General features: G+C 75.4%; 10 protein-coding genes. 1 reads left to right on the forward strand and 9 read right to left on the reverse strand.

Annotation, left to right across the window (positions count from 1 at the left end):
* Nucleotides 1-185: 185 nt before the first annotated feature.
* The 9 genes from ACIA8Q_RS03545 to ACIA8Q_RS03585 all read right to left on the reverse strand — a co-directional run bounded on the left by ACIA8Q_RS03545 (nucleotide 186) and on the right by ACIA8Q_RS03585 (nucleotide 11,462).
* A complete protein-coding gene (locus tag ACIA8Q_RS03545; RefSeq protein ID WP_396316704.1) occupies nucleotides 186-1,430 on the reverse strand; it encodes a type III PLP-dependent enzyme in 1,245 nt (414 codons plus the stop codon).
* Nucleotides 1,427-3,271: an IucA/IucC family protein gene (locus ACIA8Q_RS03550; RefSeq protein ID WP_360205432.1), complete on the reverse strand. Its 1,845-nt coding sequence runs from the start codon at nucleotides 3,269-3,271 to the stop codon at nucleotides 1,427-1,429. The genes ACIA8Q_RS03545 and ACIA8Q_RS03550 overlap by 4 nt, the downstream gene beginning before the upstream one ends.
* Entirely contained in the window at nucleotides 3,268-4,488 is a 1,221-nt protein-coding gene (locus ACIA8Q_RS03555; protein ID WP_360205434.1) for an MFS transporter, read from the reverse strand. The genes ACIA8Q_RS03550 and ACIA8Q_RS03555 overlap by 4 nt, the downstream gene beginning before the upstream one ends.
* Nucleotides 4,485-6,224 carry an IucA/IucC family protein gene (locus ACIA8Q_RS03560; protein WP_396316705.1) on the reverse strand — a complete coding sequence of 580 codons (1,740 nt, stop codon included), beginning with the start codon at nucleotides 6,222-6,224 and terminating at the stop codon, nucleotides 4,485-4,487. The genes ACIA8Q_RS03555 and ACIA8Q_RS03560 overlap by 4 nt, the downstream gene beginning before the upstream one ends.
* Nucleotides 6,221-7,429, reverse strand: coding sequence for an acetyl-CoA carboxylase biotin carboxylase subunit family protein (locus ACIA8Q_RS03565; RefSeq protein ID WP_396316706.1), 1,209 nt, complete (start codon nucleotides 7,427-7,429; stop codon nucleotides 6,221-6,223). The genes ACIA8Q_RS03560 and ACIA8Q_RS03565 overlap by 4 nt, the downstream gene beginning before the upstream one ends.
* Before the next feature lie 96 nt (nucleotides 7,430-7,525).
* Nucleotides 7,526-8,527, reverse strand: a complete 1,002-nt coding sequence (locus ACIA8Q_RS03570) for an iron-siderophore ABC transporter substrate-binding protein (RefSeq protein WP_360205441.1) — start codon at nucleotides 8,525-8,527, stop codon at nucleotides 7,526-7,528.
* A gap of 105 nt (nucleotides 8,528-8,632) precedes the next feature.
* The gene (locus ACIA8Q_RS03575; RefSeq protein WP_360205444.1) at nucleotides 8,633-9,466 is read right to left on the reverse strand and encodes an ABC transporter ATP-binding protein; all 834 of its coding nucleotides are present in this window, start codon (nucleotides 9,464-9,466) and stop codon (nucleotides 8,633-8,635) included.
* Nucleotides 9,466-10,500 (reverse strand): FecCD family ABC transporter permease, encoded by a 1,035-nt coding sequence (locus ACIA8Q_RS03580; protein ID WP_396316707.1) that lies wholly within the window; start codon nucleotides 10,498-10,500, stop codon nucleotides 9,466-9,468. The genes ACIA8Q_RS03575 and ACIA8Q_RS03580 overlap by 1 nt, the downstream gene beginning before the upstream one ends.
* On the reverse strand, nucleotides 10,497-11,462 hold the full coding sequence (locus tag ACIA8Q_RS03585) for an iron ABC transporter permease (protein ID WP_360205481.1): 966 nt from the start codon (nucleotides 11,460-11,462) through the stop codon (nucleotides 10,497-10,499). Before ACIA8Q_RS03585 ends, ACIA8Q_RS03580 begins: the two co-directional genes overlap by 4 nt.
* Before the next feature lie 242 nt (nucleotides 11,463-11,704).
* Here ACIA8Q_RS03585 and ACIA8Q_RS03590 point away from each other — a divergent pair, with 242 nt between their 5' ends.
* Entirely contained in the window at nucleotides 11,705-12,505 is an 801-nt protein-coding gene (locus ACIA8Q_RS03590) for a (2Fe-2S)-binding protein (RefSeq protein WP_360205447.1), read from the forward strand.
* The last annotated feature ends 158 nt before the right edge of the window (nucleotides 12,506-12,663 follow it).

Raw genomic sequence — 12,663 nt, forward strand, 5'->3', positions numbered from 1 at the left:
TGTCCCACGAGTGCGCGGACGTGACCTGCGGCGGCCCCGGGGTGGCAGGGGGGCGGGAGGGGGAGAGGCGGCGGCCGTCGGCTGACGTCTGACAGCCGACGGGTAACAGGTGACAGATAACAGATGACAACTTTCGAAATCTGTTATCTGTCACCTGTCATCTGTTACCCGTCAACCGTCGGCCCTCACCCGCCCAGGTAGTGGAAGCCCGGGCGAGGGTGCATCAGGAACTCGTGGTGCGAGATGTTCCAGGCGTAGGCCCCCGCCATGGCGAACAGCACGCGGTCGGCCGCCCGCAGGCCGTCGGCGCCGTCCGCGGCCCGGGCGAGGACGTCCTTCGGTGTGCAGAGCTGTCCGGCCAGGGTGGCGCGGCCGGTCGTGACGGCGGGGCGCGGCCACGGGTGCGGCCAGCCCTCCACCGGGAGGACCTCGAAGGGCTGCGAGTGCCCCCGGGTCGCCGGGGTGCGCAGGTGGTGGGTACCGCCGCGGACCACGGCGAAGTCCTCGCCGTGGCTCTGCTTCACGTCCAGCACCTCCGTCGCGTACCAGCCGCAGTGGGCGGTCAGTGCGCGGCCGGGTTCGATGCGCAGGGTCAGCCCGGGACGGTCGCCGAGCAGCTCGTCCAGCCCCTCCCCGAAGGCCTTCCAGTCGAAGTGTTCGGTCGGGTCGTCGTAGTCCACGGCCATTCCGCCGCCGATGTTGACCTCGGTGAGCGGGAATCCGTGCCGCTCGGCCAGCGCGGCCGACCAGGCCACGATCTGCCCGGCGACGGCCAGTTGCTCGGCGGCGGCGAGCCCGCTGGCCAGGTGGGCGTGCACGCCGCGCAGGCGCAGCCGCCGCCCGAGCCGTCCGACGCCGTCGCCGTGGCGATCACCGTGGCGATCGCCGTCGGCGCCGGCGGTGAGCAGCCGCACGCACTCCTCGGCCTGTTCCGGGTCCAGACCGAAGGGCGTGGGCCGGCCGCCCATCGCGAGCGCCACCTCGTCCAGCGCGCCCGTGGTGACGGGCAGGTTGACGCGCAGCAGCACGTCGACGACGGTGCCGGGCCGGTCGGCGAGCACGGCGTCGAGCCGGTGCAGCTCCTGCTCGCTCTCCACGTGCCAGCGGTGCACCCCGGCGTCCACCGCGGCGGCGATCTCGGCGGGCGTCTTCCCGGGCCCGCCGAAGGCCAGCGGGGCTCCCGGGACGGTGGCCCGCACGTGCGCGAGTTCACCGCCGCTGGAGACCTCGTAGCCGTCCACCGCGTCGCGCAGCGCGGCCAGGACGGGCGCCTCCGGGTTGGCCTTGGCCGCGTAGTACAGCTCGACCCGGTCGGGCAGCGCGGCCCGGACGACGGCGGCGTGCGCGCGCAGCGCCGCCAGGTCGTACACGTAGGCGGGCAGCTCCTCGGGTGCGAGGGCGGCGGCGTGTCGGCGGACGGTCTCGGTCATCGGACGGCGCTCCCGAGGGACAGCGGGACGGGCATGCGGGCGGCCTCGGCGAGGACCGAGCCGGCCAGCGGGGAGGGCAGGCGGACGTAGCCGGCCTCGCGGTCGGCCTTGCGCTCCCAGCGGGTCAGCAGGTTGGCCTTGGCCGGCAGCGGGACGCCGGCCAGCAGCGCCCGCAGCCGGGGCGGGCGGCCGTGCGCTGCCGCGTACTCCTCCAGGGTGTCCCGGACGGCCTGCCACAGCGGGCCCTCCAGCCCGGGGTGGCGGTCCGCGAGGGCGGCGAGCAGTTCGGCGACGTGGTTGACCAGCAGGCAGTAGACCACCCGGTCCCAGCCGCGCTCGGCGTCGTAGGTCATCGGCCCGGCGACCTCGGGCGGGAGGGCGGCGAGGACGGCGGCGTTGCGCTCGGGCACCAGCTTGGTGCCCTCCAGGTCGCGGAAGAGGACCTGGGCGGGGTGCCCGTCGGCGTCGACGCCGATGAGCACGTTCTGCAGGTGCGGTTCCAGGACCACGCCGTGGTCGAAGTAGGCGGCGAGCACCGGCGGGAGGAGCAGCCGCAGGTAGGCGCGCCACCAGTCCAGGGCCCGCCCGCCGTCCGGGTCGTCCCCCAGCAGCCGGGAGACGTGCGCCGAGCTGGTGGGGTGTTCGTCGGCGACGGCGGCCGCCAGCAGCGGGGTGACCCCGGGGCGCAGCAGGCCGCCGAAGCCCTCGCGGACGATCAGGCCGAAGCCCTCGTAGAGCGCCTGGTCGGGTCGGCCGTCGGCGCCGGGCAGGGCCAGTGTGCGGAACGCGGGCTCGCGCAGCATCGCCGCGTCGGGGAAGCGCCGGGCGAGGTCGGCGAGCGCGGGGGCGAGCAGCCGGGTCAGGGCGACGGCGCCGGTGAGCTCGTACGCGGCGTTCTTGCGCAGGCAGTTGGTGATGCGGACGTTGAGGCTGAACTTGAGGAAGGCGTCCGCGCCGTACAGGGTGCGGACGGAGGCGGTGGCGGCGAACTCCTCGCCGCGCGGCCCGAGGTCGAGCACGTCGCCCCGGGCCAGCGCCCCGCGCAGCAGCGGGTGGTCGCCGACGAGTCGGTACTGCCAGGGGTGGGCCGGCAGCAGCCGGTAGCCCTCCGGGACGTCGCCGAGCCCGTCGAGCAGGGCGTTCGACCGTTCGTCCGGGGACTGCCCGGCGAGCAGTTCGGAACGGACGGCGAGGTGGCGGAGCCGGAACGCGGCGCGGGACTCCGGCGCGTAGTGGCGCCAGTCGCCGCGGGCGGCGGAGCGGGACTTGGGCGCCGGGTGGAAGCGGTGGCCGAACAACAGGGCCTGCTCGGACTCCAGGTAGCGGTCCGCGCCGGGGGCCGGACGGTTCTCCAGCCCCTGGCGTACGCCCTCGTGGCTGGAGGCGACCTGGTCGAGGAACTCCTCGTTGACCGTCCCGGTGCGCAGCTCCAGTTCGCCCTGGACGTGCGCGGCCAGCTCCTGCCAGCCCAACTCCTCCCAGTCGCCGTTCCGTTCGATCTCGACCGGGCCGGTGAAGCGGTGCGCTCCGAGCAGCGAGGTGCGGCGCAGGGCGACCCGGAGGAGGGCGCCGCGCCGGGGCAGGCGCAGCAGCAGGCGGCCGTCGGCCGCGGCGGTCTGGTGCTCCGGCGCGGAGACCTCGCGCAGCAGGCAGTTGAGCAGGGTGTGGGCCACCGCGTGGTCGGCGGAAGGGAGTTCACGGTCGAGCGGGTGGTGACTGACCGGGCGGTGGCCGGCCGGGTGGTGGCCGGCCGGGGCGTGGCCGAGCGGGTGGTGACTGGCCGGGGCGTGGCCGAGCGGGTGGTGACTGGCCGGGGCGTGGGTGATCGGCTCGTCGGTCATCGGCGGCTCCATCGCTGGCGGAGGGACGGGAGGGTGAGTGAGCTGGCCGCGACGGCGGCCAGGAGGGCGGCGGCGGTGCCCGCCACCACGGGGGCGGCGGCGCCGTACCGGCCGTTGGCCAGCGCGGCCACCGCGCCGGCGGCCACGGCGCCGCCCTTGGAGACGAGTTCGAGGGTGCCGAACATCCGGCCCGGCTGGCGGCCGCGGGCGGCCCCGGCGGCGAGCACGGACAGGCTCACCAGGCCGAGGGTCAGTCCGGCCCCGAGCAGCAGCCGCACCGCGACGAAGACGGGCAGCGAGTACGCGACGGCGTGTCCGGCCAGGCCCAGCGCGACGAGGCCGAAGCCGAGCGCGATGCCGGCGTGCGGGCGGGTGTGGAAGGCGGTGTGGGTGCGCGCGGCGAACGCCAGGTAGCACAGGTGCGGCACGGCGAACAGTACTCCGGTGGTGGTGCCGGAGACGCCCGGCAGTCGCTGTTCGGCGAGCGCGATGAGGTAGGGGAAGGAGATGACGGTGGCGAAGACGAACGCGAACTCGAAGGCGTAGAGCGGCAGGAGCGGTGTGCTCGCCGCCGGCCCGGCGGGCTCCGCGGGGCCGGCGCCGGTCGCCGGGCGGGCCGGCTCGGGCAGCAGGGCGAGGAACACGGCCGCGGCGAGCGGCAGGACGGCCATCACCAGGTACTGGCGGTGCGGGTCGATCCAGGGGGACAGCGCGCCGACCAGGATGGGTGCGGCCACCAGGGCGGCGCGGGCGGAGCCCTGCATCAGGGTGAGCGCGCGGGACAGCCTGGAGCCGTCGAGGGCGGCGGCGAGGTAGCCGTTGGTGGCGGCGAAGGTGCCGCCGAGGAACCCCTGCAGCACCAGCGCGGCGGTGAACGCGGGCAGGCTGTCGGCAGCCCCGGCCAGCAGGAAGGAGACGGTGAGCCCGAGTTGCGCGCGCAGCAGCAGCCGCTTGCGGCCGAAGCGGTCGGCCAGCCGGCCCCACAGCGGTGCGCCGAGCGCGCTGAACACCGTCGGGACGACGTAGAGCACCCCGGCCCAGCGGGCCTGCGGGTCGCCGAGGGTCGGCAGGATGGTGGTGAGGTAGGGCGGCAGGCCGAGTGCGGCGAAGGAGGCGACGAAGTAGCAGGCCGCCACGGCGTGCACCTGGCGTCGGCCGAGCCCGTCCGCCGCGGTGGTGCGGCCACCGGTCCGCTGCGGGAGGGTTTCCACGCTCATCGGGCGTCCCCGGCCGGGGACCTGCCCGGTATCGCCGGCTCCAGCAGGTAGTTGGGGCCGGTCGTGTAGTGCTTGTTGACGTCGGCGGCGCCGGAGCGCTGCTTGCTGAGCAGGGTTCCGGCGGTGACCATGGCCTTGACCGGCAGGCGTTCGGCCTCCAGCAGGTCGGTGCGCAGCGCTGCGCCGGCCGGTCCGATCCGGTCGACGGCCTCGGCCAGGCGCTTGCGCAGCAGGGCCAGCAACTCGTCGAGTCCGGCGCGGCCGTGCGCGGCGAGGCCGAAGGCGAGCGCGCCGGTGCACAGGTGGCCGGTGATGGTGGTGAACAGGTCGGTGAGCGGCCGGTCGTCCTCGCCGAAGATCCTGGCGTCGTCGAACTCCTCGCAGGCCGGGGCGAGTTCGCCGAGCGTCGCGGTGAGCCGGGCGGTGTGCACGCGCGGGCCGTCGTCGTCCTTGTAGAGCAGGCGCAGGCCGTTCTCGTCGAGCACCAGCGAGGTGTTCTGCTGGTGCGACTCCAGGGCGACGCCGTAGCCGAACAGGGTGGCCTGCCAGTCGAGCAGCAGCTCCAGCAGGGCGTCGTAGAGGGCGAGGGGGTCGCCGCCGTGGAAGCGGTCGGCGAGGTGGTCGAGCACCAGGCGCCCGCCGGGCGCGGGGGCCAGCAGGGCGGCCAGCGGGACGGTGACGGCCCGCTCCAGCCCGGCCGGGTAGCGCCGCAGCAGCACGGCCAGCAGCTCGTGCCCGGCGTGCGCCCAGCTCTGCTCGTCGGCGTGCAGGATCCGGTCGGCGAACCGCGGCTCGCGGGCCAGCACGGCCTCGACCAGGCGCTGGCCGGCGGCGCCGTCGAGCAGCGTCCCCGGCTTGATGGTGCGGCGGTTGAGCCGGCCCAGGGTGGCGGTCGCGAGCGGGAGCTTGAGGTGGCAGGAGGGGTCGTCGGCGACGGCGACGGTGCGCATGGAGAGCGTCGGCACGACGGTCAGGTAGGGCCGGTCGGCGAGCACCGCGCGGCCGGCCAGGCCGGTGGCCGCCAGCGCCTCCTCCAGTGCGGTCCCGACGGTGAGCGGGTGGACCGGCAGGGTGGTCCAGCCGTCGCCCGGGCACGCGTCCGCCAGGCCGAGCCAGGCCGGGGTGGGCCACCAGCTCGGCAGCGGGTGTTCGCCGTGGGTGGTGAGCGCGTCCGTCGGCACGGCCAGCCAGCGCAGTTCGAAGGCAGGGTGGAACTCGGGCGCGTAGGAGCGCAGTTGTGCCTCGTCGAGACCGGCCCGGCCGCGCGCGGTCGGGTAGACGGGGTGGTCGAGGTAGGCGGCGAGGGTGTCGTGGCCGAGGGCGGCGGCCGGGCCGGTCCAGTCGGCCGGGTCCGCGCCGTACAGGTCGGTGAGCCGGGCGTGCACCTCGTCGCGGGCCCGTTCGTGCAGCTCCATGGTGGCGAGGGTCTGCCGGCACTCCTCGGCGAAGGCCGCCCAGCCGGGCCGGTCCTCGGCCTCGGCCAGGGCGGTGAGGGCCGCCACGACGGTGTCCAGACCGGTGACCGTCCGCCCGTCGAGCTCCAGCAGCGGCAGCCGGGCGGCGTACTCGCTCTGGAACCCCTCGGCGGTGACGGGCAGGGCGAGCGGGGCGTCCGCCGGGACGAGCCAGCGGCCGTCGGCGCGCTCCTGCGCGGAGGAGCGGGTGCGCAGGCCGAGGACGTCCTCGCGCAGCAGGGCGGAGAGCACGCGCAGGGTGAGCTGCTCGTCGGCGGTCACGGGGTGACCTCCCAGCGGTTGGCGGCGAGGAAGCGGGCGACGGCGGTGTCCACCGCGCCCTGGTCGGTGCCGACGGCCCAGATGACGCCCAGGTAGTCCCGGTTGGTGCGGTAGTGCTCGTGCCGCTCGCCGAGCGGGCGCAGCGGGCGGTAGGCGAGCCGGACGCCGTCGCGTTCCTCGTCGTACGGTCCGGGGGCGGAGGTGAGCACGCCGGCGCGGTCGGCGAGGACCGCCTCGTTGCGGGCCCGGCGCGGGGTGGCGGTGCACGACTCGCCGAGGTCGGCGGGGAGTTCGCGGCCGAGGTGGACGGAGAGGATGTGCTCGAAGAGCGGGACGCCGAGGATCTCGGCGAGCATCAGGTCGCACTGGTCGCCGATGGCTCGGTAGTTGACCTCGATGATCCGGGCGCGGCCGTCCGGCTGGACGACGAACTCGGTGTGGCAGGCGCCGAGTCCGACGCCGATCGCGTCCAGCTGGGCGAGCACCTGCCCGACCACCGCGGCGGGGTGGGCGGGGACGAACTCGAGGACCTCCTCGATGAAGTCCGGCGGCGGCGACAGACGGGTGCGGAAGCCGCCGAGGACGTGCCGGCGGCGGCCGTCGCCGAGCGTCTCCAGGGTGCACAGCGGCCCCTCCAGGAACTCCTCGACGACGAGCGTGGCGCCGGCCCGGCGGTGCTGGATCTTTCGGCAGCGCGCCGCGAGTTCGGCGGCGTCGGCGACCAGGACGACGTCCTCGCTGGCCACGCCCTCGCGCGGTTTGACCACGCACGGGAACGGCGGGTCCAGCTCGGCCGGGTCCTGTCCGGGGGCCAGCTCGGCGGACCAGACGGCGTCCTGGCCGGTCAGGGCGAGGTGGCGGCGCAGCTGGCCCTTGTCCTTGGCCCGCAGCGCGGCCTTCCAGTCCTTCGCGGGCAGGCCGAAGTACTCGGCGGCCAGGGCGGTCTGGGTCTGCAGGTGGTCGCTGTTGCTGAACACCGCGTCGGGCGCGTGGTGCCGGGAGAGCAGGCTGATCACCGCACGGAAGTCCCGGACGTCGCACTCCAGCACCTCGGGTGCGGTGAACGGGAGGTCGGCGTAGGCCTTCAGGTGGGGCCCGGCGTGGTCGGTCAGGACGGTGACGTCGAGCCCGAGCCGGTCGGCGGCGGGCAGGAAGCCGTCGGTGACCGAGTCGGTGGGGTTGAGGGCGAGCAGGTAGAGCCGCATGGGGAGGGGTCCTCGGGTTGTCCTCGGGGTGGTGGCGAGCCGGTGGCGGCGGGCGGACCGGGCGCCCCGCGCCCGCCCGCCGCCGGCGGTCGGCGGTTACTTCGGGGCGTCGACGCCCGCGGCCTTGGCGATGTCGACGAGCATCGCGTCGGCGGCCTGGACGCCGATGCCGGACATCCAGGTCTCGTCCGGGACGTTGAAGACCTTGCCGTTCTTGACCGCGTTCAGGCCCTTCCAGACCGGGGTCTGCTGGACCTCGCTCTCCTTGGTCTTGGACGGGTCGTCGGCGGTGGTGACGAACACCAGGTCGGCGTCGGCCTGGTTGATCTGCTCGGCGCTGACCTCGAGGATGTTCTGGTCGACGTCCTGGGGGGCCGGGCGGGTGAGGCCGACGTCCTTGAGGACGACGCCGCTGTAGGAGGACTTGGCGTACAGGCGGGTCGGCCCGGCGACGAAGCGGACCACCGAGGCGGTCGGCATGGTGCCGCCGTTCTTCGCCTTGATCGCCTCGCCGAGCTTGGCCGCGCGCGCCTCGTAGTCGGCGAGCGCCTTCTTCGCCTGGTCCTCCTTGCCGAGGGCCTGGGCGTAGAGGGCGAGGTTCTGCTTCCACGGGAAGCCGGTGGTCTCGGCGAGCACGGTCGGGGCGATCGCGTTCAGCTGGTCGTAGACCTTGGCGTGGCGGACCTTGGAGGAGAGGATCAGGTCGGGCTTGAGGGAGGCGATCAGCTCCAGGTTCGGCTCGTTCATCGGGCCGACGTCCTTGGTGTCCTTGATCTTGTCCTTGAGGTAGGAGGGGAACCCGCCCTCGGTCTTCATGTGCGGCGACACCGCGCCGACGGGCGTGATGCCGAGCAGCGTGACGTCGTCCAGCTCGCCGCTGTCGAGCACCACGACGCGCTGGGGCTGTGCCTTGATCTGGGCCGTTCCGGCGGCGTGGGTGACGGTGCGCGGGAAGCCGGCGGTGGCTCCGGCGCTCGCGGAGGCGCCGGCCTGGACGGTGTCCCCGCCCTGCTTGGTCCCGCCGTCGCTGCCGCAGGCGGCGAGCAGCGTGGTGGAGAGGGCGGCGGCGAGGACGGCGACGGGCAGTCGGCGGTTCATGGGGGTTCCTTGGATCCGGTCGAACGGGGGACGGGGAGGGGGAGGGACGGGAGGAAGGGAGTGGGGGGAAGGGCGGGGGAGGGGAGGGGTGTCCGGGCGCGGCCGTCAGCCGGCGGCGGCTCCGGCGCGGGCACGGGCCCGGGGGACGACCAGCGGCGTGCCGGTCTCCGGGTCGGGCACCACCCGGCAGGGCACCTGGAAGACGGCCTCGACCAGCTCGGCGGTGAGCACCTCGGAGGGCGCGCCGGCGGCGGCCAGCCGGCCGTCCTTGAGCACCACCAGGTGGTCGGCGTACCGGGCGGCCTGTCCGAGGTCGTGCAGCACCATGACGACGGTGCGGCCGGCCTCGGCGTGCAGGTCGGCCACCAGGTCGAGGACGTCGAGCTGGTGGCGGAGGTCGAGGAAGGTGGTCGGTTCGTCGAGCAGCAGCAGCTCGGTGTCCTGGGCGAGCGCGAGCGCGATCCAGGCGCGCTGGCGTTGCCCGCCGGAGAGCCGGTCGACCTGCTGGTCGCGCAGTTCGGCGGTGCCGGTGCGCCGCAGCGCCTCCTCGACGGCCTCCTGGTCGGCCGCGGACCACGGGCTGAGCATCCGCTGGTGCGGGTAGCGGCCCAGTCGGACGAGGGCCTCGACGGTGATCGCCTCGGGGGTGACCGGCTGCTGCGGAAGCAGGCCCATCCGCTTGGCGAGCGCCCGGGCGGGCATCCGGTGGATGTCGGAGCCGTCCAGGGTGACGGTGCCGGCGGCCGGGCCGAGCAGGCGGACCAGTCCGCGCAGCAGGGTGGACTTGCCGCAGGCGTTCGGTCCGACGATCGCGGTGACGGCGCCGCCGGGCAGTTCGAGGTCGAGTCCGTCGACGACGGTGCGGTCGCCGTAGCGCAGGTGGAGGCCGTGGGCGGCGAGCCGGTTGGCGGTGGGGTCGACGGTGGGGGCCGTGGTCATCAGCTGTTCCTCACGGGGAGCCGGCCCTGGCGGATCATCAGCGCCAGGAGCCAGGGCGCGCCGAGGGTGGCGGTGACGGCACCGACCGGCAGGCCGTGGACGGGGATCACGTGGAGCACGAGGAGGTCGGCGCCGAGCAGCAGGACGGCGCCGGTGAGCGCGGTGAGCCCGAGGGTGCCGAGGGTGGGGGGACCGGCGAGCAGCCGGACGAGGTGCGGCACGGCGAGCGCGACGAAGGCGACCGGGCCGGTGAGGGCGGCGGCCAGCGAGGCGAGGGTGATGCCGAGCAGCAGCAGGAGGAGCCGGTCGCGCCCGGGGTCGAGGCCGAGCCCGCCGGCGGAGTCGTCGCCGAGGTCGAGGACGGCGACCCGGCGCTGGCAGAGCAGCACGGCGCCGGCGGTGAGGGCGATGGCCGTGCCGCCGATCCACACCTCGGTCCAGTTGCGGCCGTAGAGCGAGCCGGTGGTCCACTGCATCGCGGAGGAGGCCAGTTCGGCCGGGAACCGGACGATCATCAGGTTCACGGCGGCGGCCAGGCCCTGCTGGACGGCCAGGCCGACCAGCACCAGGCGGGTGACGGCCATCCGGGACTTCCAGGCGAAGCCGCCGAGCAGCAGGGCCGCGAGCAGCCCGCCGCCGAGCGCGGCCAGCGGGATCAGCTGCTGGGAGGCGCCCGTGGCGATCATCAGGACGGCGCCGAAGGAGGCTCCGCCGGTGACGCCGATGGTGTCGGGGGAGGCGAGCGGGTTGCGGAAGAGCCGCTGCAGCATGGAGCCGGCCATCGCCAGTGCGGCGCCCGCGATGAGCGCCGACACCACGCGCGGTGCGCGGAACTGCTGCACCACCAGCACGTTTCCGGGGTCGCCCTGTCCGACGAGGGCGCGCAGCGCGTCCCAGACGGAGATGCTCAGCCGTCCGGTGCCCAGCGCGACGCCGGTGAGCAGGACCAGCAGGACGGCGGCCAGGGCCGACCAGGCGGCGGTGCGGGCCCGGCGCCGGGCGAGGGTGCGGACGGGCAGGGCGAGCGCGGTCACCGGGCCACCTTCCGGGCGAGCACCGCGAGCAGCGGGGCCCCGAGGAAGGCGGTCACGATGCCGACCTCGATCTCGGAGGGGCGCACCACGAGCCGGCCGAGCACGTCGGCGGTGAGCAGCAGCAGCGGACCGGTGATCAGACAGCCGGGCAGCAGCCAGCGGTGGTCGTTGCCGAGCAGCGGGCGGACCAGGTGCGGCGCGGCCAGGCCGATGAAGGCGACCGGTCCGGCGACGGCGACGGCGCTGCCGGCGAGCAGCACGACGGCGAGCCCGCCGGCGAGCCGGATCCGGGCGACCGGCACGCCCAGCGACTGGGCGGTCTCGTCGCCGAGGGCGAGGGCGTTGAGCGCGGGGGAGATGGCCAGGGCGCCCAGCAGGCCGACGGCCAGGAACGGCAGCACCGGCAGGAGGGTGTCCAGCTGCCGCCCGGCGATCGAGCCGGCCAGCCAGAACCGGGCCTCGTCCAGGGTGCGGTGACTGGCCAGCATCAGGGCGGAGGTCCAGGAGGTGAGCACCACGGTGAGCACGGTGCCGCCGAGGGCGAGCCGGACGGGGTCGAGGTCCCCGCCGCGGCGGGACATCGCGTACGCGGCGACGGCGGCGACGGCGGCTCCGGCGAAGGCGAACCAGACGTACTGGACGGGCCGGGCGAGGCCCAGCGCGTAGATCGCGGCGACGACGGCGAGGCCGGCGCCGGCGTTGATCCCGAGGGTGACGGGGGAGGCCAGCGGGTTGCGGGTGACGCCCTGGGCGACGGCCCCGGCGACGCCGAGCGCGGCTCCGACGGCCAGCCCGATCACCGTGCGGGGCAGCCGAAGGCCCGTCACGACGTCGGCGTCGCCGCCGTGGGCGGCTCCGGTCAGCGCGTCCACGACGGTGGACAGCGGGATGGATCGGGAGCCGAGCGCGAGGCTCAGCGCGGCGCACAGCACGAGCGCGCCCGCTCCGGCGATCAGCAGCAGGGGCCGCCGGACCGCCGAGGACCGGGGCGTCGCCGGGGCCGTGGCGGCCGTCGGGTCGGTTCTCAACACGAGTCGACATCTTAGGTTAGGTTTGCCTAAGTTCGTCAATCTCGGACTCCCGCCCACCGCCCGTTCGACCGCGGACCGGCACGGGGGCGCGGCCCGAGATGGCATGCCATCCGCGACATTGTAAGGTGAGCCTCACCTTATTCGATCATGCGGAGTCGATCTAGGGAGCGAAGATGATCCCGGGACCACCCCTGCCCGTCGCACCGCCGTCCGCGCTGCTCGGTGACTACCGGCGGCTGCTCGGCCTCTGCCCGGTGCTGAGCCTGCGTCTGCTCGACGCCGCGGAACCGGCGCCCGAGGCCGCCGACGGCTGGTACGGCGCGACCCGGATCGCCGACGACGAACGGGCCCTGGCCGCCGTGCTGGCCGGCGCGGAGGAGCGCATCGCCGCCGAACACGGCCGCGCCCCCCGGCCCCACGTCACCGCGTCCCGGCTGCTGCACCACTACGCCTGGTCGGTCTGCCTGCTCATCGCCGGCCCCTGGCACCTCTCCCGGCGGGTCCCCGTCATCGACCCTTCCGACGTGTGGCTGCACGCCCCCACCGGCGACCTCGCCCTGCGTCCGCGGGGCCACGTCGAGCTCCCCGGAGACGACGAGCTGCGCGCCGAGCTGCGGGCCGCCGTCGTCGGCCACCTCGAACCGCTGCTCGCGGCCTTCGCCGCCCCCACCCGCCGCCGGGACCGCGCCCTGTGGGGCATGGTGACGGACGATCTCGCCTCCGCCGTCTGGTACCTCGGCCGGATGCTCGGCGACGAGGACGCCGCCGTCGCGGCCGCCGGGGCGCTGCTGCCCGGCGGCACCCTCCCGCTGCCCGGCGCCGCCGACTTCCGCCGGCTGCACACCCCCGACGGGCGCGGCCACCACACCCGCACCCGGCTCGGCTGCTGCCTCTACTACGCCGTCGGGCCCGCCGCCACCGCCTGCCTGACCTGCCCGCGCACCGGTGACGAGGAACGGCTGCGCAGGCTCTGACGGCGCGTCCGGGGAGCGGGCGGGGGCGGCCGGGGGGCGGCCCGCCCCGCCGGGGGGGCCCCCCCGGGGGGCGGGGGGGGGGGGTGGGGGGGGGGTGGGGGGGGGGCCGGTATAGGGAGAAGCACACGGGGGGGGTGGCCCCCCCGCCCCCGGGCCCC

It is taken from the genome of Kitasatospora sp. NPDC051705, from assembly GCF_044453265.1.
Lineage (GTDB): Bacteria > Actinomycetota > Actinomycetes > Streptomycetales > Streptomycetaceae > Kitasatospora.

Excerpts from the sequence above, each read along its gene's own strand:
- ACIA8Q_RS03545 (WP_396316704.1), bottom strand. The coding sequence starts at position 1,430 with ATGACCGAGACCGTCCGCCGACACGCCGCCGCCCTCGCACCCGAGGAG.
- ACIA8Q_RS03550 (WP_360205432.1), bottom strand. The coding sequence starts at position 3,271 with ATGACCGACGAGCCGATCACCCACGCCCCGGCCAGTCACCACCCGCTC.
- ACIA8Q_RS03555 (WP_360205434.1), bottom strand. The coding sequence starts at position 4,488 with ATGAGCGTGGAAACCCTCCCGCAGCGGACCGGTGGCCGCACCACCGCG.
- ACIA8Q_RS03565 (WP_396316706.1), bottom strand. The coding sequence starts at position 7,429 with ATGCGGCTCTACCTGCTCGCCCTCAACCCCACCGACTCGGTCACCGAC.
- ACIA8Q_RS03570 (WP_360205441.1), bottom strand. The coding sequence starts at position 8,527 with ATGAACCGCCGACTGCCCGTCGCCGTCCTCGCCGCCGCCCTCTCCACC.
- ACIA8Q_RS03575 (WP_360205444.1), bottom strand. The coding sequence starts at position 9,466 with ATGACCACGGCCCCCACCGTCGACCCCACCGCCAACCGGCTCGCCGCC.
- ACIA8Q_RS03590 (WP_360205447.1), top strand. The coding sequence starts at position 11,705 with ATGATCCCGGGACCACCCCTGCCCGTCGCACCGCCGTCCGCGCTGCTC.